Source organism: Allorhizocola rhizosphaerae (genome assembly GCF_003426775.1).
Classification (GTDB): Bacteria; Actinomycetota; Actinomycetes; order Mycobacteriales; family Micromonosporaceae; genus Allorhizocola; species Allorhizocola rhizosphaerae.
In genome coordinates, this window is record NZ_QJUG01000163.1 from 1 (window position 1) to 18964 (window position 18964).

General features: G+C 60.7%; 12 protein-coding genes. 5 read left to right on the top strand and 7 right to left on the bottom strand.

Annotated elements, in window-relative coordinates; all coding sequences use genetic code 11:
- Both DM816_RS43935 and DM816_RS28925 read right to left on the bottom strand, forming a co-directional pair.
- The coding region (locus DM816_RS43935) for a hypothetical protein (RefSeq protein ID WP_211588901.1) at positions 1 to 260 on the bottom strand (260 nt) is incomplete at its 3' end.
- A 317-nt stretch (positions 261 to 577) separates the two neighbouring features.
- Positions 578 to 1057, bottom strand: a complete 480-nt coding sequence (locus tag DM816_RS28925) for a hypothetical protein (RefSeq protein WP_162907939.1) — start codon at positions 1055 to 1057, stop codon at positions 578 to 580.
- A 320-nt stretch (positions 1058 to 1377) separates the two neighbouring features.
- On the opposite strand from DM816_RS28925, the gene DM816_RS28930 reads away from it, so the two are divergent.
- From DM816_RS28930 to DM816_RS28940, 3 genes are all read left to right on the top strand, one after another.
- On the top strand, positions 1378 to 2817 hold the full coding sequence (locus DM816_RS28930) for a recombinase family protein (RefSeq protein ID WP_425455284.1): 1440 nt from the start codon (positions 1378 to 1380) through the stop codon (positions 2815 to 2817).
- A gap of 521 nt (positions 2818 to 3338) precedes the next feature.
- On the top strand, positions 3339 to 6440 hold the full coding sequence (locus DM816_RS28935) for an ATP-binding protein (RefSeq protein ID WP_117213553.1): 3102 nt from the start codon (positions 3339 to 3341) through the stop codon (positions 6438 to 6440).
- Positions 6441 to 6445: 5 nt separating this feature from the next.
- The gene (locus DM816_RS28940) at positions 6446 to 7645 is read left to right on the top strand and encodes a response regulator (RefSeq protein WP_117213554.1); all 1200 of its coding nucleotides are present in this window, start codon (positions 6446 to 6448) and stop codon (positions 7643 to 7645) included.
- A 635-nt stretch (positions 7646 to 8280) separates the two neighbouring features.
- Here the strand turns inward: DM816_RS28940 and DM816_RS28945 are convergent.
- From DM816_RS28945 to DM816_RS43940, 4 genes are all read right to left on the bottom strand, one after another.
- Entirely contained in the window at positions 8281 to 8970 is a 690-nt protein-coding gene (locus DM816_RS28945) for a hypothetical protein (RefSeq protein ID WP_117213555.1), read from the bottom strand.
- Positions 8960 to 15436 carry a hypothetical protein gene (locus DM816_RS28950; protein ID WP_162907940.1) on the bottom strand — a complete coding sequence of 2159 codons (6477 nt, stop codon included), beginning with the start codon at positions 15434 to 15436 and terminating at the stop codon, positions 8960 to 8962. The genes DM816_RS28945 and DM816_RS28950 overlap by 11 nt, the downstream gene beginning before the upstream one ends.
- Positions 15437 to 15835: 399 nt before the next feature.
- The gene (locus DM816_RS28955) at positions 15836 to 16030 is read right to left on the bottom strand and encodes a hypothetical protein (RefSeq protein ID WP_117213557.1); all 195 of its coding nucleotides are present in this window, start codon (positions 16028 to 16030) and stop codon (positions 15836 to 15838) included.
- Between the two features lie 162 nt (positions 16031 to 16192).
- Complete coding sequence (locus DM816_RS43940; protein ID WP_211588902.1) at positions 16193 to 16357, bottom strand: hypothetical protein; 165 nt, start codon at positions 16355 to 16357, stop codon at positions 16193 to 16195.
- A gap of 469 nt (positions 16358 to 16826) precedes the next feature.
- Here DM816_RS43940 and DM816_RS28965 point away from each other — a divergent pair, with 469 nt between their 5' ends.
- Positions 16827 to 17465, top strand: coding sequence for a hypothetical protein (locus tag DM816_RS28965; RefSeq protein ID WP_117213558.1), 639 nt, complete (start codon positions 16827 to 16829; stop codon positions 17463 to 17465).
- Positions 17466 to 18047: 582 nt separating this feature from the next.
- Here the strand turns inward: DM816_RS28965 and DM816_RS42995 are convergent.
- On the bottom strand, positions 18048 to 18200 hold the full coding sequence (locus DM816_RS42995; RefSeq protein ID WP_162907941.1) for a hypothetical protein: 153 nt from the start codon (positions 18198 to 18200) through the stop codon (positions 18048 to 18050).
- A gap of 409 nt (positions 18201 to 18609) precedes the next feature.
- Between DM816_RS42995 and DM816_RS43000 the strand changes: the two genes are divergently transcribed.
- On the top strand, positions 18610 to 18774 hold the full coding sequence (locus DM816_RS43000) for a hypothetical protein (RefSeq protein ID WP_162907942.1): 165 nt from the start codon (positions 18610 to 18612) through the stop codon (positions 18772 to 18774).
- Positions 18775 to 18964: the final 190 nt, after the last annotated feature.

Sequence of the window (18964 nt, forward strand, 5' to 3'; positions counted from 1 at the left end):
GCCTTGCCCACAACCGGATCGTGCACACTTATCACCGACAGCCCTTGGATGATTGATGTTCTTCCCTCGACAAGAAGAATGATCGACCAAGGGCTGTCCACATACGACAGCGGGGTCTCTCGAACCTTAAAGAACAAGCTAGGTCGATTCGAGTTGGTGCCGGTATTTATAGTGGCTGGCACGTGCTCGAGCTTCGCGGTCAGCAGATCCGCGATTCGGGCAGCTCCTATTTGGAATGGAGCTGCAAGGAATAACTTCATAGCCTCACTCCGCTCGATGCGCGTGCCGCAGCATCCTACTGTCCGGCCTGCGTCCCTCGCCCTTAACCACGTGCCCTGATGGAGAGCCTGGCGCACCCTCTGCCTGGACGGCGGCCGTTTTGCGACGGTAACGCCGTGTCGTCTCTTGGAACGCTCACCCATCCCTACCAGCGGGAGAGGAACCCCGTTGGTCATGTCGGCGATGGACAAGCTCAAGACCCGCATCGTGTGTTTCGTCTATTGGGCTGGGCCTGAAACTTGGTGTGGGGCGTTTCAGCCGGCTGCGTGGGCGGAGTGAGCCTGAGCGCAGCCAACGTCTAGCTCTTTCTCGTCAGCTCTAGACAGCCGTAGTCAAAGTACAGCAATCGTCCATACATGCTGATGGAATCGGCCACCGCGACGAACGCCTCGTCCAGGTCAGGTACGAAGATCCGCGCGGCGGACCGCAAATCGTCCGTCGCCGCGTCCAGCTCCTCCTTGCCCGGACGAAAGAACGTGATCCACTCGAGCGCCTCTTTACACATTTTTCTCTGATCCACACTCATCGCGCCCCGGCAGGCTGCGATCACGTACGTCCGAGCGGCATTGGCGACTGAGATAATTCGAGCAACGGCGTGAAGGACGTTGGCGTCGTCGATCTTCCGCGCAATCTCCGACAACCTCAGGCCTGGCAGAAACGCTTCCTCGTCGGCTGATGCCTGCCTGCAGTCGCGGCCATGAAAGTCAGCTGGCGACTGGAGCCAGGAGGGAAGGCTGCTCGTCTGCGTTGCCAGGGACGATGGCGAAGGCGAGGGCACTGGAACACCTGACGCTGGATTAGCTGGTCCGGAGCACGCCGAACAAGCAACCATTACGACGATTCCAGCCATGAGACTCGCCAAGCCTGTCACGACGTATATGTACCAGGAAGAACGACGCATCAAAATTGGCCATGTAGATGGAATGTATGTCGAATATGGACTTCTTGCATTGGCCAGAAGACGGTGCCTTTCATCAATGGGTGTCTGACGTGGCTGCCCGATCAGGTGATATGCAGCGGGGGTTGTATCTTCTGCCCTCCATCGCTCTCTTCTTTACGGCTGTGAACGATTTCCGGAAGGGTGGGTGGAGAGGTGTCGTGACGGGCGAAGGTGATCTCCTGAGCTGTTGGGCGGCAACGCGTCGGGTGCCGCGTCAGCGCAAGCGTGGCGCTCGCGGCGGCGGGTTGCGGTTCGCGTTCTATGGGCGGATGTCGACAGAGGACTATCAGGATCGGGTGTCGTCGCTGCGGTGGCAGCTTGACTTCGCCCGCGAGCTTGTCGGCGGGCATGGTCGGGTTGTGGCCGAGTTCTTCGACGTCGGCTATTCGCGTCGTCTGCCGTGGCCGAGCCGGCCGCAGGCGGCAGCACTGCTCGCCGCGATCGCGGACTCCGATCGCGGGTTCGATGCGATTGTGGTCGGCGAGTACGAACGGGCCTTCTACGGTGACCAGCTGGTCCAGATGATGCCGGTCTTCCAGCAGCACGGAGTGCAGTTGTGGCTGCCCGAGGTTGACGGACCGGTCGACCTTGACGACCCGGCGCATCTGGCGTTGATGCGGCTGCTCGGGGTCCAGTCCAAACGCGAGGTCCTACGGGCACGGTTTCGCGTGCTTGCGGCGATGCGCGCCCAGGCCAAAGTTCAGGGTCGGCATCTGGGTGGTCGTCCACCGTACGGATACAGGCTGGCCGATGCCGGCCCGCACCCCAACCGCGTCCACGCGAAATGGGGCCGTCGCCTGCACAGGCTCGAACCCCACCCGGAGACGGCGCCGCAGGTGCGGTGGATGTTCGCCCAGCGGCTGGCTGGGCGAAGCCTCGCGGGAATAGCCCGCGAACTTAACGACAACGGGGTGCCCTGCCCATCGGGTGCTGATCGGCACCGCAACCGGCACCGCAAAGGCGACGCCTGGACGATTCAGTCCGTCGCTGCGATCCTTGCCAATCCTCGGTACACCGGTCGGCAGGTGTGGAATCGGCAACGCACCGACCGCGACCCCACCGGCCCCGACGACCTCTTCAGCCAATCTGGTCACGATGAGCTCCACCGGTGGAATCCAGCGGGGGAGTGGGTGATCTCCGAACGGCCGGCCCACGAGGCGCTGGTCAGCGAGCAGGACTTCGTTGCCGTGCAAGCGATCCGCGCTGCCCGCCCGAACGAGGACGGTACTTCCCGCACCTACCTGCTCAGCGGACTGCTGCGCTGCGGGATCTGCCGCCGGCGCATGGACGCACACTGGGTGCACGACCGACCGGGCTACCGATGTCGGCATGGCCACAGCAGCGCTCGCAGCAGCGGCGCTGGCCGGCTCAAGAACCTGTACGTCCGAGAAGATCACGCCCTCGGCAAAATCGCCGAGCTGCGCAGCGGCCTTGGCCGTGGGGGTTCGACTCTCGAAGACCTCGCCCGCCATCTCCGCAGCGACCAGCTCATGATCACAACCAACGGCATCAGTTGGACTATCGAACCCGCACACGAACAGGCGCAGGAAACCGACGAAGCCCACCCGCAGCAGATGCGAATGAGCTTCGTGGGGTAATCACGTGTCCGAGATCTACACAAACCAAAACCCAACAGGGCCTGACGCTGGCCGCCGTGATCCCGTTGATCTAGACGCCATCCATCGCCGCAGATGCGGCACCACCGACCATCGGCGGCGCGACTCGACACAGGGTCGCGCCGCATTTCGCTTCTCCTCAAGGTTGATTGCAGTCAGGGGGCGCTGTGGCTGCCGGACACCGGCCCGCCCGACATCGGCGGCCCGCTCACAGGCGGTGATGCTAGAGCTGGGTTCGCATTGCCGCCGGGAGTCGTGCGCGCACGGTCCCGGACCACGGCGGCGATGCAAGCCCAAGCCCGTGAGGAGGGCCGGTTCCTCGGCGGCCGGCTGCCCTATGGCTACCGCTTGGTTGACGCCGGTCCGCAACCGAACCGCGAGCACGCCAAGTGGGGACGGCGCCTGCAGCGGCTCGACACTCCTGTGAGCGAGCTTGAGGGCGCGAAACGGTTCTCGTCTAACAGGACCCGTCGACAACCGTCCTTATCCTCGTGGATAAATGGATGATGGCGCTTGCCGCTGCAACGCCTAAGCTGCCAATGGGCCAGGGGCGGAGGCAGATTTTGTTGACGGCCGATTACGCAGGACAAGGGCTACCGATACTCGACCTGGGGGCCGTACCCGCTCCACATGCCGATCTTCTGAAGGCCTTGCAGATCGATCGATGGTCGAGCAAGGACAGCTGTCGTGCCCAACCTTGGCTCGGCTTGGCGGCGATGCATCGAAGCTATCTCTACGAACACCAAGTAGAGCTCAATGACCTCAATCCGGCGATCCTAACCATGCTCGAGAAGGTCGGCAAGGCAGCCGCGAACCTGGCCCTGATCACGGTCATCCATCGGGACAACCCGACGATGTCTCTTGCTTTCCGAATCAAGGAAATGGATGGAGAGACCAGACCGCTGCGCCTGGCCCTGGTCGACGAGTTGAAGTTGCAGACTACTTCCCTAGTAGGCAAGGGAGTGGCGGCCGAAATCGTCGCCGCAGGCGGACCTCAAGCGACGCATACCAAGAATGTGCTCTCGTCGGTTGCCCTACAGGTCCTCGGCGTGGCCTCACTTCTGGGCGCACAGAGCACGATCGAGGATTTGGTCTGCCGCGTGCACGCTGTCGTCAAGGCAAACCCGCCGGCCACAAGTGCAAGCGGCATCGATGTCTACCAGATTTTCCAGGCGAAGCTACAAACTCGCGGAGCGACATTGTCATTCGACAGCTTCGGACCCGACCATGACAAGACCTTTGTTGCCACCGTGATAGGGCCTGGCGGACATACCGCCTCTCATAAGGCGCGCTCCAAGAAGGACGCCCGTCGACTTGCGATCACTCATCTTCTTATCGAGTTTTACCCCGAACTGCTGCCGACAGCTGTCACGGCCGCCGCGAAGCCTGTAGATGCGAAGAGACTTCCGCCGCATATGATCGCGTACTCGAAGCGGCTCGCTGCGGAGTTTGGTGTCCCCGCGAGGCACCATGCTTTCGCGGCGGCACTAGTGCATTCGTCGTGGATTCATGAGGCCACCCATCAGCGGGACACGGCGTCGTCGAGTAATGCGGTCTTGGCTCATTTCGGCAGCTTCGTAGTTACGTACCTAGTTTCTCGCCTACAGGCACAGGACTGGCTCCAGAGAACCTGGCGGCCGGATTCAGACGAGGCCACGATTGTCTCGGTGCCATCTCATGACATCGCCGCGCTCTGCGACGTACTCGACGCTTCGAACCACGTTTTAACCGGCCAAGGACAACGAACCAAGGGCCTCGGCGAAGAGCTGTCCAGTGATGTCGTGCAGGCAGTATTTGCGGCAGCGTATCTCAGCCACGAAGATCCACGGGCATTCGAGCAGGCTTTGCCGATGAAGGTGCATGCAGAGCTACGCCGACTCGCCACCAAACACCGCCTCAACACCTATACAAGGTTCATACAACATGCTTCGTCTCTGAAATTGTCCATCGAATCGACTATTTCTGAACAAGGTGCGGATCACGCCAAGTCATACGACTGTGAAACCGTGGTATTCAGCGCCAAGCTTGGCGAATCCGTGGCGGCGAGAGGTCGAGGCAGCTCGAAGGGACGAGCTCAGCAGGCCGCTGCCGACAAGTTGGTCGCTGCCATCGAAGCAACTCTTGGAGGGCAACTCGGCGCACTGCGACATGGCACCGAGCAAGCCAAGCTGGCCAAATTCTTTCTGCGGCACCAGCTTGTGTCGGTTGGCGATCGAGACCCAGGATGGCATCGCTGGATTCAACGGGGATACCTCGCTGGTAAAGCAGTGCGAGCCAATGATTTCAACGCGTTTCGACGATGGGCGCTCAGTGCTGCGGAACTGGTGGCGAACCCGCCGCATGGCCGAGCAGAAGGCGATCTTGCTGACTACTACGCGTATTCCCGCGTCCCAATCCGTGAACAACATCGGTTCTCGGAGGCATTGCGCCAGACCATATCCTGGATTCATGAGTGCCACCGGGACGGACCTGCCAACTTTGTCTCTCAGCCGGAATGGCGTCAGCTGCTCGCGGTCTGCGCTGCCCAAAAGATCAAACTGGATCACAGTCGTCATCGAGACGTCAAAGCCTTCATAACAGACTGGACGACTCTTTACCGGGACCAGCTGCCCGGGCGGGTGAAGATCATGATACCCGCTGGCTTGATGGTCTCGGGACAGGCAGCTGGTGCATTGGCGCACATCCTTTCCGACCTTGTACTGGAAAACTCCGGTATTACGGCGATCGAAGGCGGCATTCAAGGTCCGCACATGTCGATTCGGCTCTACGGAACCAGCGACTGGCACAAGGCAGCCACGCAATCTCCGGTAACTATGCTGGTCGGCGAGGCCGCAGAGGAAATCCGAATTAGTTCACACGAGCACATGGTTCAGCTGAGGGTGGACCTGCGGCCAAAGGTAGCCGGCAATTGGATTCTCGGGACCTGGAATAGATTCGACAAGACCGGCTTGGACTCCGACATCGGTCGGGTCCTGCATGACATCAAGAATGAGCTGCTGGCTTCCCAGGTCTCAATCGAACAGACATATCCGAGTCGAACAGCCATGCTGGCAGGACACCTCCAAGCAAGTCGGCATCTCGACACCGCGTTGATGCTCGCGATTCGCTTGGCCGACGTTTCCTTGCTGTACTCCGAGCAAATCTTGGATACGATCTCGCTGCCGACGTTCTTCAGGTCCTACCTGAACGAGAAGACGTTCTCGGTGCCGGAGACAGTTCGTCTGGTTCCTCCCACAGCGACCGAGGGCAGCGTGTTCGCAGACCAGAACGTCTTGCGCGCTGTGCTTGACAACTTGGTCAAGAACGCCATCGAAGCCATGCCAGGCGGAGGACAGATAAGCTTCGACTGGTCGGTCGAATCTGACGGCGAATTCGTGTCCATCGGGATCGTGGATTCAGGGCCCGGGGTGCCACGACCTGTAATCAACGCACTGGAGAGAGATGATCCCATCGCCAGTACAAAACGACATGGAACCGGCATAGGTCTCATGGGCTCGCGAAGGATGATGCGCGCCATGGGCGGGACGCTGGATGTCGACTCCACATCGTCCGGCGGCCGCTTTAACCTGCGGGTTCCCTCCGGCGCCAATCCGCAAGCCGACTGAAGTGAATGGATGCGATGTACGCGAATCGGATTCTCTTTGCCGACGACCAGCCAGACGTCGCGAAAACACTGACGACGCTTTTCAAAAACCCGACGACGAAGGTCGACTACGCCACGGATGGCCATCAAGCTCTCGAGAGATGCCGGACTCAGCGGTACGACCTGCTAATAGTTGATCTTCAGATGCCGCCAGGCGAATGGGGAGGGCTTTGGCTTCTTCAGACCCTCCAGGAGGCAGGGTTCAGCGTTCCCGCCATGGTTCTGTCGGGCCAAGCCGGACAGCTGGAGACCATCGAAGCCCTGCACCTGGGCGCCAAAGGATTTGTACTGAAGGATCGCGCCCAAACGGATCTCGCCCAACGCGTCGAAACATTGCTCGCCGACGTCCGCCGGGAGGCCCGCGCACTTTCGGCGCAACTGTTGCCCACGCCGCTCGCGATCCACTGCGCGCGCATTGACAGTGCCGACACTACCGTCCAGCGCCTCTACCTGACGCTGTACACATTGGAATACGCCCTGAGAACCACTTGCCTCACAGCCGCCGCGGAGGCCCGTGCCGCCAAAACATCCAGCGCACGTGCCTTTTTGGATAGGTATCTACCTGCGATGATGTCGCCTTCGATGGGTACCACCAACCAGATTTGCCGGGCAATCCCATCTGCGTTACCCACATCGCACGCAGCGCATCTGGCAAACCAGTTCGATAGTCGCCTTACCAACGACGCCATAGCGATCAGGAACGAGATAGCCCATGTCCAAATGCCATCAGCGCTGAAAGCCGACGAGCACCTTCACGCGGTGGATGCCGCTCTCGACTCATTCCTGTGCGGCGTGACTCGCGCACCACAGCCAGAAATCATCGTCCCCAACAGCCTCACGTTCGATGGCAAGCACTACAAGGTTGCCGCTTCTATCTTACGTGGATCAGGAACCGCACTTCCCCAAAGAACACTGTTTTCGGAGCGGCCCTTGGTATCGCAACACCCCTATTTGTGGCATGAAGATCCGATCGATCTATGGCCGTTCTTCACGGCGGAGCCCGGCCGCGAAGTCGGTCGGATCGACGTTGCCCTGCTTGATGGTGTCGCAGGTGGCGGCAAGCAGATGTCTCCTTCGGACCCCCTGCGGTTCATCCGGATCCAAGACGGCGAGCGGGTCCAATCCACCACAGCGACCGCCGTAGATCTCGAAATAAACCTTTCCTAGCCTAGCCAAGGGCCACCCTCGACGAGGCGGCGGGATGTGCCGCGGCAGCGGAAGTTGTCCTGAGCGCCGTCGCGCTGACCTCGGTGCCGGATTCGAGAGCACGGCCCGTTTGGACCGTCGCCAGCTCATGGAGTCCATTGAGGCCCTGCCAGAGCGGAGGGAGGCGTGCAGAGGCGGCAGAACCCAGGGTCCACGGAGCGCAGGCCGATGGCGACGGGATGATTCTCGTCTGCGACCGCATACCACTCCTTCAAATCAGATGAACGTCCATCGGTCGGATACTCGCAGGCTGATCGTCCACTTGAACTTTGTTGACCGATCTCGCAGCTTTAACGGATGTTGTGGCGAAGGCAATCCCGGCCAAACCTTCCATCCGAACTGGGCCTTCTCTCGCTAGTTGGCCGAGATCCGGACGTCCCGCATCGTGAGCTCTTCCTTAAATTCCCAGATCTAGTCGACTCCCATATGGAATGGACCCACGTACGCAAAGTTCGCGAACGCAGGCGCGCCAAATTCGTCCAAGTTGCCATCCTGGGGCTGACGGCAGTATCTACGGTCGTGCTTGGCGTCGGCGTCGTACCCAAGGCAGCTTCGTGGGCGCTTCCGTTGGTGGCTATGTCGGCGGCGGTGAACCTTCACTCCGCCTCCCCGACAGTTGCTACATTCAATGAGTCGAGGAGTGCAATCTTTCGTTTTTGTATGGCCTTTAGCTCGGCTTTCAGCCATGCGATCCGCTTATCTGGATCGCTTGGAGCCGCGCGCCCTTTTGCCGCGGGCCGGCGGATGTGTTCGTCAAGCTGTGCGCCGTACTGCTGAACTATCTCTGAAAGCTCGGCAAGGGTGGTCTTCTCGTCGCCCTCCATTGCCCAGTCAGCGGACTTGAGCCAGCTATCGGTGTCTGACATGTCAGTGGAGCCTATGGCGACCAGTTGCCATAGTTGCCGCTCCTCCTTTTGCAGCAGTTCGAGTGATGACATCGTTTCTGCCCATGACATCTCACCTTCAGACCGTTGCCGGCGCCTTGGCTCCCAAGGGCTTCGGTCCTTCCTGAGCGCGTCGATGATGGCAGCTGCCGACTCGGGCGGCCAGCCGCGTTGCCACCGTTGCCGACTGTTCCAGACCTGGAGAACAAGGTCGGTGCATGCCTGCATGACCTCTGCTTGACGGTCAGCGCTAGCGGCATTGTCGATCTGGAATACGAGCTCCGCGATGCGGAACGCGAGCCAACGTTCCAGCAATCGGGAGCTGTCCTCGCCTAATTGCTCAATTAGCTGGAGCGCCAAATCCCTTACGCGAAGATCGATGGATAGGTTGTTAGTCGTCATCTGCGGCTTCGTCCTGAGGTTGTTGGCTTTGCCAGGTGATCTCGCTACGGTCAGCGCGGCGAAGCCAGTATTGGAACGGCTCTATGTACTGGCCGGCTTTTCGGTCGTAGTTTCTCTCCGGATGGAAGGAACCGGATCCGCCGAGGATTAGGTCTGAGCCCGTCGCATCCAAATAGGAGTCCAGAAGCGACCGGCGGACAGCGATGTAGTTTCCTTTACCGGGCGTTCTGTCGTTGCTGAAATCGTAGGCGTCGTCGTCGGACCACATGCGGATGCGGGCGGCCACCGCTCCGTTTGGAAGTAGGTATTCGGTCTGGTTGTGGTTGAGGGACAGCCTTGCGAATGAAACGAAGTCGGAGCTCAGGAGCAGCCGGTCGGAGTTCGCTCGGCGGGCGAGCGGGTCGTGCGCTTCGGGTCCGTCCGTGAGGTGTTTCGCTTCAATCCAGCCCGTCAGCCGGAAACCGGGAAGCAGGATCTCGTCCTCAGGCCAGTCGTGGAGCGGGGGTATGGACTGTGGCTCCTCAAAAGTCGATAGGGCTGCCATCAGCGACAGGGATGCAGGACTGTTGACCGTTGCGGAATCGAGGTGGCCACTTGCCGTCCATCCGTGCGCTGTGAGGTCGAAATACGCCGATACGATCTCGAAATCGTCGTCGCCGTCCAGGGTTCGAAGTGAGCTCAGCAGGAGCGTCGCGGCGGCCTGTGCATCAATTTGGGCATCGGGTTGAACCGGCGGTTCAGACGTTTTTTCGTGGCCCATGAGGCGGTTCCAGGCGCCATAGGTGAGTGGATGAACGGGAATTGGCTGTAGCCTGTCCGAGACCCACGCGTCTGTGGCGCTCGGCAGATAATGCCTAAGCCAGCCTTCCCAGGGATCGTCCTCGTAGGATCCGCGGGCAAGAAGTGTGTCGCTGTCGGCCAGCTGTCCCGCGACAGTTGCCATAGCGTGGTACTCCAGATAGGTCTGCAGGGACTCGATCACGGGCAACCTGCCGTGGTCGTTGCGGATGAGCTTCCATTCTCGTTCGCCTCGCCGCGTTGCGTCGGCGCGTGCCTCGTCCTTGGTACGTCCCCACTTGTCCGTGATCAGGTCATCCGCCATGGTCGCGATGTCGTTGGTCGTGACATTATGGAATAACCTGCTGACGGGAGCCAGCCAGTACGGGATGGTGTCCATATAGTCGAAACGGAAGCGCGTATCTCCGATGTCGCGTTCTCCGCCTCTACGGGACTGCTTCTCAATGCTGCAGCCCAAGGGCTGATTGGCGAATCTGACCTGGTTCAGCAGCTCGGGTTCGACTGTTGCCGGGAAAGCGGCCTCAATCGCCTCAACGCTCATCTTGGCGAACTGCCGTATCACTGCGTGGGGAAATTCTCGGTCGACGGCCACCTGGGCCAAATGTGTTGTCAAATGCCGGATAGTGCCGGGTTTGCGATGCGCCAAACGGGCGAAGATCATGTGTAGCGCTTGGACGGCAGACATACTTCGGGGCTCTTGATCTGGAGGAAAGAAGTCGGCCACCGGATTATGGGTAAGTGAGTCCTCCGCAAGTCGCCACAGATCACTGGCGATGTGTGATCCGTTGTCGCTCTGGAGCAGGTTGACTACGGCGTGCGTGGCTCTCCATCTTGTGCGGACGTCTTCATGGCACAGCAGCGCCCATAGCAGGACGCTTGTTAAGCCAATGGCCGCCTGAGTGCCAGAGCCGGCCAGCCTTGGCGTTGCGCCCGTCTGCCTTCTCATCAGACCTGGCGACGAAAGTGCCCACTTGATTATTGCGGTGCGTCTACGGGGGTCTGGCACGAGTTCGTTCAGGGCAGAGGCGGTGGCGTAAAGGAATGGCGCGTCAAGCTCATCCAGATGGGCGCTGGTCGCGGCAAGGATCGCTGGATAGAGCTGAACGGCGTCGAGCGGTAGCGTAAGGCTGCGAACGGGATATCCATCGCGCTCTCTTTCATGAGCGAGCAGGAAGGGCCATCGATCTGTGAGCCATAAAGGCAGCCGCTCCGCCACCCATTGACTGACCCGGGAATCCGTCTGCCACATCTTGATGCACGATCCGATTACGCCGGCCACGCAGGGCGTGTAATACGCGCAATCGTCTCGCTCGGCAATAGATGCGATTGCGTCGAGGGCGGCAACACGTTCGCCCCACTTAGCCGACCTTGCGGCCGACTCGAGCGCTCTGCGCAGCAGTGGCTCACCAGCATGGTGGGTGCGCAGATAGTCAACGTCAGCAGACAGGGTACCGATTGTCGCGTTTGCTGCCCGAAGGTCGCAGTGATCGCTGTCTGACTCTGAGGTGAGGTAGGTCGAGTGGATGCGTGGGGGGTCGGGATTGAGCATGCGGATCTTAATTGCGTCGTTTTTGGCCTGAACGGCTTTGCTGATGTTCGCTTGGCCGAGCTCGGCGCATAGGTCGGCGAACCTCTGACTGGCCTCGGCGTTTCCTTGGAAAGCGATCCAGTCCCCAACAAGGCTGAGATAGTGAGCCATTCTCGCCCTGCTGGCACCGATCGACTTGTCCTGCTTGAGAACTAGTCGTGCGGTGTCGAGTAGCGGTTTGGTGCCCCGACACATCCGCAGCATCGCGATGGACTCCTCGGTAGAGATCGAGCCCGCGTCAGCGGCTGCTGGTAGGCATGCGCTTAGGCCTTGAGCGAGCCCAATACGTTCCTGCTGGTACCACCTGACCATGGTCGCAGCGCCCGCGCGTGGGTCGAGATGGGTGATCATTTGCAGTATCAGCGATGCGGGTAGATGTTCGCTGGGATCGTCGACAAGTGGCCACGCTGCTTCGAGTGCGGCAGCCAGACTCGCCGCGATATCGAACCCATCTGTGTTGCTCGCGTTGTCCGCTAGGTTAGCGACGATCCTTAAACGCCTACCGATTTCCCTGTCGATATCCGATGCGACCGCTATCGCGCGCCGGTAGATCTCCGCCGCCGCATCAGGCGAAACCTTGTACGCAAGACGGGCCGCGTCAAGAAGATAGTCTCGTCGCTCCGCGGCCGGGAGACTTGCGCGCTCCATGACGGCCGCGCCTCGGGTCAGCATTTCGAGGGCGGTATCGGTCGCGGTCTGATGTGCGATGAGTACCGTTGCCAGCCCGATAGCTACCGGGAGGTTTCCAGCACTGAACCGCGATTCGCAAGCGTCGACAGTCTGTTCGATGGCTGCCCGCACCGTGCTCATCATGTCTTCGCGGTTCTCTATCCGGGCAAGGTTGTTGTTTGCGAGGCATAACGCTTCAAGCGCGAGCCGAAACCATGCCAGCGGAACGTCCGCATACTCCCGGCTCCTGGCTAGCCGACTGTCTGCCGACGGAGTATTTTCGCCTATGTATCCAAGGAGGTCACCAACTGCCTTGGGAATGCTTTGCGTTGTTCTACTTGACGCGGCGAGTCGGCAGGTTGCGATGTGGACCATCAACGGTTGTAACCGCTCGGCCGTACTTACAAAAATCTCTTTCTGTTTCTTAGCGCGTTCTTTCTCTTTATCCGCTAGTTCCGGTGTCAATTGTTCGGCGAGGTCTTCGATTGAAGGGGCGCGACCCAGCAATGTGCTGCGCAGGACCGCGGCCCGCAGGAAGCTGCCTATCTCCCGAGCGGCCCAACGTTCGTTAAGGTACTGCGGCGCCGCCGGTGCGAGTCGTTGAAGCAACCGGCTCACCACAGCTCGGGAAACCCTATGCTGGAGCGCGATCTCGCAGAACCGCACGCCCCAGTCGGTTCGCTCGTGGCCGTAGTGATGCTTCCTTCTGTCTAGACGGCGCATAGGGAACCGGTCAATATGATGGGCGACCTGCTTAACCCATTGTGAGGGAACGGGCACTCCGGCTGTATCAAGCATGGTGATGGCTTCGGCTTGGACGACGGAGCCGGCTTTCACTAGCAGCATGCCAGCGCGAATGTCGGCCGCTGTCACATATGCCGGACACAGGGCGACTATGTGGTGCCCCACCTCTTCGACAAATTGCGGCGAGCGCCAGCGTTTGAAGTATCCCGCTGCTGCGTCAACGCCTTCAACTTTCTGAATGGCGAGGACGAGGTGAGCAACATCCTCGGCGGTGAAGTCTGCGCGAGGGAAGCCTCGACTACGCCAGCTATCGAGCCATGCGTGCGCCAGACCGATTTGCTCCGTCGCCTCAGCTGCCCTCTTCTCATCCAGGCTCAGCAACGCCGCGGCCCTCATATGCATCGCGCCACGCCAGCGACCGCTATTGTCGTCCAGGAGAATCTGAGCGATAGCCGTGGGATCGGCGAACAGTTTGGCCAGGCCCGGCTCCTGCCGGACAGTGTCAACGAGGCTGGTATCTACCCTGGCGGCGTCGCCAGCCGCGATCAGTAGCTGCACAATCTCCGCCGCGTCAATGCTGTCGGTGGTAGCGTCGTCCTGCGTCCGGGCGGCGTTCAATGCGTATCCAGTGCGCTGCCGGAATGTCTGAGCGCGCAGAAAGCCATCCGGTATGACGGCGGGTGGCCCTTCCGCGAGGACCAGATCTATCAGGCTACGCCGGTCCTTGGCCAGAAATAGGTGCTGGCCTAGATGCTGCGCTGCCTCTGGATCTGTTGCCCGCCTGGTGCGAAAGTAGGCGGCGAACTCGCTGTGCGCTGTAACGAGTTCCGGTTCAGTGACCACGTTGAGAAGATGGTGTTCGAAGTCCTCGTCTGCGAAGCCCATCTGATCGTCGACCTGTTGTAACGCCGGGGATAGGTCAACGATGAAGGATTTCAGCCGTGCTTCGCCGCCTAGAAGTGCAGATAGGGTTGAGGCGGAAGCTGGTCGAGACATTGCCGCGAGGATGGCTAGCTGCCGCCGCCGTTCGGCTGGGTCGCTTACGCTGCTAAGCGCGGTTTCGAGGACTGCATCGAAGATCTGTGGAAGTTCCAAGCGCGCCTTAGACAGAGCCTCGTCCAATGAGCTCGTTTGGCTCTTGCCCTCCACATGTTCTGAGGTGCCGATTGCATAGGCTTGCACTCGGGCAATTCCTTTGCTCGACTCGTGAAAGTCGGCGCATTGCAGGTCTGATGCCACTGGGTGCCAGACTTTCAGCATGCGGCTGCTGGCATCAAGGTCGAATGGCGGAAGCTGCACCTGTTGAAGTCCTGAAGGCGCGTTGGCTAGGACGTCGTCACGCCGACCGCTGCGCGCGGTGACGACGATACGCACGTTCTGCGGTAGCGCGATACGCCAAACGCCGTGCACAAAGCACGTTTTAGCGGCCTGCTGGGCCGCAAGCACGGCGTTATCGGCCGCATCGACGACGATCACCAGCAATGCCCCTATTGGCATGGCATCGGCCGCGGTTTGCAGCATCCGCTGAAAGCGCTGCCAGAGAATGCTGTCTGCGACGCCTGAGTCGGGCACGACAAGGGGTAGGGTACCGGTTCGAAGCGCGACTTCATTAGCTATCTGGATTAGTGCACGGGTGGAGTACCTGTCCTCTGCTGGATTGAGGTCCTGACCGTTGGCGAAACAGTCGAACACGCAAACGACCGATCCCGGCGGAAGTGTTGGTTCGAGTCCTGACATGGTGGTCGTCTTACCAATGCCAGGGCCGCCGTGGGCCAGCACCACTTGCTCGCGTCTGGCTAGTTGGGCAGCCAGTTCCTTGGCCTGACTGGTCGGCACACGTTTGGCAGGGATCACTATTCTTGCGGGATAAGGGAACAGACTCTGGATGCCGCTTGCGCCTAAGGCTTGGATCACATGCGCTTTCCTGATCCCGGCATCATTTGCTGTCTCAGGCAGCATTTGCCTACGCATGAGGTCAAGCAGATGGGTCGCGTCGAAGCCGCCCAAGGCCACCTGCGATAACTCCACGCCGAGATGGAGTTTCTGCATGCTGCGGCTTTCGGAGCCGCATCCGGTGAGATCCAAGCACCGCACGAAGTCCGCGAACTCAGCGGCGGCAAGGCCGCTTGCCTTTCGAAGCTTGTCGTACGCGGCACGCTGTTGTGCGGAGAGCCGCGAGCGGAGCGGCCCCAAAGCGGTTCCGGCAGATTTTTGTGAGAGTATAAGGCTAACGGTGGCTAGGAGCTCCCCGACTTCGGTGTCCAGCGGCTGATTGCCCACTAGGCAGAAGGTTGCTTTCTCCAACCGGCGCTCAGGACTAAGGTCAGGCGATAAGCCCTCAAACATTTCCGCCAGTCGCTTCATCACCGATGCTCCGCCCGCTCGGCGGACTTTAGTAAGCGTGGCAACGGTCCACATCGTGCCAGCATGGAGGGTGCTGTACTTTAGCTGGGAGAAGACCACGCGATTAGCGTCGCGGATTGTCGACCCACCGTAGTATTCCGCGAGGTCACACCCAAGATATGAGGCTGCTTCAAGTTCGTCGGCGGGGTTCGGTCCTTCAAGCCGAACCAGTTCAAGACCGGACCGAGGGTCAAGCAGCGTGAGTGCCCGCCGGGCGGCCCAGAGCAGATGGAAGTCGTCGCCGGCCCGCGATTCGCGCACCATCGGAACGTCCTCCTGTCGAGCTGCCGAGCGAACCTGGACAGCTTAGCCAAATCGTTGCTGCGAGACGTAATGGCGCGCTCACCCTTAGCACGAAAGCGTTAGGCGACCCGCCCGCCAAGATCCTCTCGCCTAGCTTCAGGAGGTTGTGTGCTGCACCCAATAGCAATAGCCGAGCCCGTTTCACAGCTAATGCCATAGATCGAGTTTAACGTCGCCCGGAACCTTGTCGCCTCGCAGGCCGCGCCAGCTGGGGTGGCGCATGGTGCGGTCCGAGGATGAAAGCTGCGGTATTGGACCTCACCTACCAGCCGCGGCTGGACCCAGTGTGCGCGGTGAAGCGTATATCGCCGGCACTGGCCGACCAGAGGCGGGTGAGCTGCTGGTTTCCAGTTGCAGCTGCTATTTCAGCTGGGTGATCATGGCTTGGGCGACGCCGGTACCAACAGCGCCGGTGAAGTGGGGAAGGCCGACGGTGTCGTGGGCGGCGAGCAGCAGTGAGCCGATGGGTCCGGCTCGTTCGCCCGGCCGCCATCCGATGACGTTTCCTTCTTGGAATTGGTTGATCGGCACGTTGATCCAGCTTCGTGAGCGCACGCCGGGCTGGTAGGTAGAGCTGGTTGCTTGGTCACGATCCCCTCGAGTCCATGAGCTCGCGCTGCGTCGAGAATGCCCTCGCCGGGCCGTCGAACCGCGGTGAGATTTGCATGGGGCCAGGGCCGAGCCGGACTGGCTTCGAGGGCTTCGCGCCGGCGCGTGTTAGCTCCAGGCGGTCACCGGGGTGCCGTCGATTGCGAGTGGATCGAAGCAGCAGAACGACACCGGCACTTTGGCTGGCAGCGCCGGTGCGCTGATCCAGGTGGCGCCGTCGTACGGGCTGCGCCATGAACCGCCGATCGGGTCGCAGACGGAGTTGACGGTCACGTTGGTGCCGTCACGTTTGAGGACCGTCTCGCGGGTGTTGCAGCTGCCGGAGATTGTGATCTGGTCTGGGATAGGTCGTGCTTGTAGGTGGAGCTGTGGGACTCGGCCGCGACAGTTAACGAGGCCAGCCGGCTGGCGGCGGTAGCGGCCGACGGGATGTTCGGCGGCGTCGCTTCGGCGGGCGTCGCGGTGGCGATCACGACGGAGGCGGCGCTTACAGCGATGGCGAGTGCAGCCTTGAGGGTTCGGGCCCACGGGTACTCCTGCCTACCCGCCGCTGCGGCCGGTAGAGGGTATCCGGCGGGAACGCGGCGCGGATGGACAGCATGGCGTATGCGACGCCCAAGATCGCGTCCTGCGGCCGCGAAACGGCGATCCCCGGCGATGATCCGGTGTCCAGCGAGGACGATGGAGTTGACGGCACCGGTTATCATGCCGGGACCGACTGTTGGATGAGCGAGTAGGTCGTATGACAGTTCGCACGCTTGATCGTTTTGAACCTCTTGTCGAGGTAACGGTCGTAATTGGGTACAAGGCTTGGCCCGGCGGTGTCCCGGTCCAGGCGCACATCGGTCATTTCGGCCTTCCCCTCGAGGCGGCTATCGAGGTTGAGCACCAAGTCGAGGATCTGATCCGCGGGAGAAGCCTGCTTTATACCTTCCAAGTGAGGCGTGGTAGATCGAGTTGGGGCGGAGACGGCGGGCCGTTCCAAGAGATCGTCCTTTATGTCGCCGAAGAGGGGTTCAAGACGGCCATTGAAGCAGCCGTCGCTGCCCTGTTTGCGAAGCTCTGGAAAATGCACAAGGCGTGCGAGGGCACTGCCGAACCCGGTGACCATCCGGTGCCTCCCAGGACCGCTGCGGAAGCGGCAGCGTTCGCCCGCTGGATTGTTATGTCGAAGTACGGCGGAACCGCGGCGGCGATGGAACCTGTGTTTGAACAAGATGAGGAGCTTGAACTGATCGGCGACGCAGTAGACCTTGAGTCCGGCGGATGGACCTTCACGTTTCGTGACAGAGCCGGTGTGCGTTACCGCATCGGTATCGGGCAGATTGAGGGAGTCCAGACTGCGACGTTCATCGAACGACTACTCGAAGCCGACGTCTAGTTTTCCAATGTCATGCTATGGTCTGGCCGCGCACCGGCCGCCAGCTGGTGCGGCCACCAAGTCGCAAGAAGGACGGCGGCACTGACGGGATCCTTGTGATCAAGCCCATCTGGACCCAGCACGCAGAGTGGACCCTGTGGTTCCAGGTAGGCAGCGAATGCCTCGGCGTTTGGGGTTCGTGTCGCTACCGAGTTGAACTCCAACGGCACTCGACGGACTCGTTTGACCTCGGCGTTGGAGTTTGGTGTGTGTCCGGATCGACACAAACCAATACCCAACAGCAACTTCTGATACTGACGACGCTGATCCCGTTGGCCTAACGCGATTTGGTAGCCCAGGCGGAAAAGTTCACCTCGGACGCGGCGATGACCCCAGGTCGGGTTCTCCGCGGTCAGATGTATCACCAGCGAAGGCAGTTCCCGGTCGATTGGTGGTCGGTCGGGATGTGCGTGTGGACGGTCCAATTTCGGTGATCAGCTGGCGATGCCAGCGCAGAAGCGTGGCTGGGGTGACGAGGAACGTCGGCGACTGTGGTCGGGGAAGGAGGCGTGATAGCGCTGTCGGCAGGACCCCTTCGGCTGGTTACAGCTCGGGGCGGCGTATCTGTCGGCGCAGTATCGCGATCTGATGGCACAGCACGAGAAGTTCGACGTCCCTGGCGCCGCCGTCGCGGGCGAGCTGGGTTAGCATCTGCAGAATTTGGCGTAGGAGCAGGTAAACGAACGAGGCTGACATGCCCGTATCGTCACCGCCTACATGCCCTGAACCGGCGCACGAAAACCGCACGTCACAGGAGACGAACGGATTTACGAGCCCACAGGGTCGGTTTCTTCCAGCATGTCGATAACTTCGATGCTCCTACGAGCGCATGGTGGATGGCGGGGTCACCTTAGTTACACACGATCCTGGTCTGCGACTTCTTGACCGCCGACACCGTCCTATTCAAACGGATCTACGTCCGGTTGTTTATCCGGCTCGCTACGCGACAGACCGTGATGTGAACAGGGTCAACTACATTCACGGAAAGCAGTTAGAGCGTTATTCAGTCGATGCTGATCGATGGACTTTAACGGGACGTGTCGCTCGACCAGGAAAAGCGTCCTAAATGGACGCGACGGCCGCGTTCGGGTAGACCTCCTGGTCTGTGACCACACAGAAAATCTTCGCCGACCGGCCGTCGCGGGTCGAGAATATGACGGGTCTGACCTGCGATCAAGTTGACCGGCTCGTCCTCGACGTGTACGCCGCCGGCGACCTGGTGTCGGCGATCATGAAATTCCCCCGGTTGGGCGGGTTCGCGCTCACGTAATTCCCCACCGTGTGGCGGTGCCGCTCACGTAATTCCCCATGGGGAACGTGAGCGGGCCGGTGCCGGGGTGGTCCTCGCGATCAAGCAGAGTTCTCCCTCGTCTGTTCAGGGACGAGGGAGCCGATGGCGAGGAGAAGTTTTACCGTGGTGGACATTACGGAGATCTTGACGCACTGGCATGCGGGAAGAT

Bases quoted from the DNA above. Each gene is read 5' to 3' on its own strand.
- DM816_RS28935 (WP_117213553.1), top strand. From the start codon at position 3,339: ATGATGGCGCTTGCCGCTGCAACGCCTAAGCTGCCAATGGGCCAGGGG.
- DM816_RS28940 (WP_117213554.1), top strand. From the start codon at position 6,446: ATGGATGCGATGTACGCGAATCGGATTCTCTTTGCCGACGACCAGCCA.
- DM816_RS28945 (WP_117213555.1), bottom strand. From the start codon at position 8,970: ATGACGACTAACAACCTATCCATCGATCTTCGCGTAAGGGATTTGGCG.
- DM816_RS28950 (WP_162907940.1), bottom strand. From the start codon at position 15,436: ATGGTGCGCGAATCGCGGGCCGGCGACGACTTCCATCTGCTCTGGGCC.
- DM816_RS28965 (WP_117213558.1), top strand. From the start codon at position 16,827: ATGACAGTTCGCACGCTTGATCGTTTTGAACCTCTTGTCGAGGTAACG.
- DM816_RS42995 (WP_162907941.1), bottom strand. From the start codon at position 18,200: ATGTCAGCCTCGTTCGTTTACCTGCTCCTACGCCAAATTCTGCAGATG.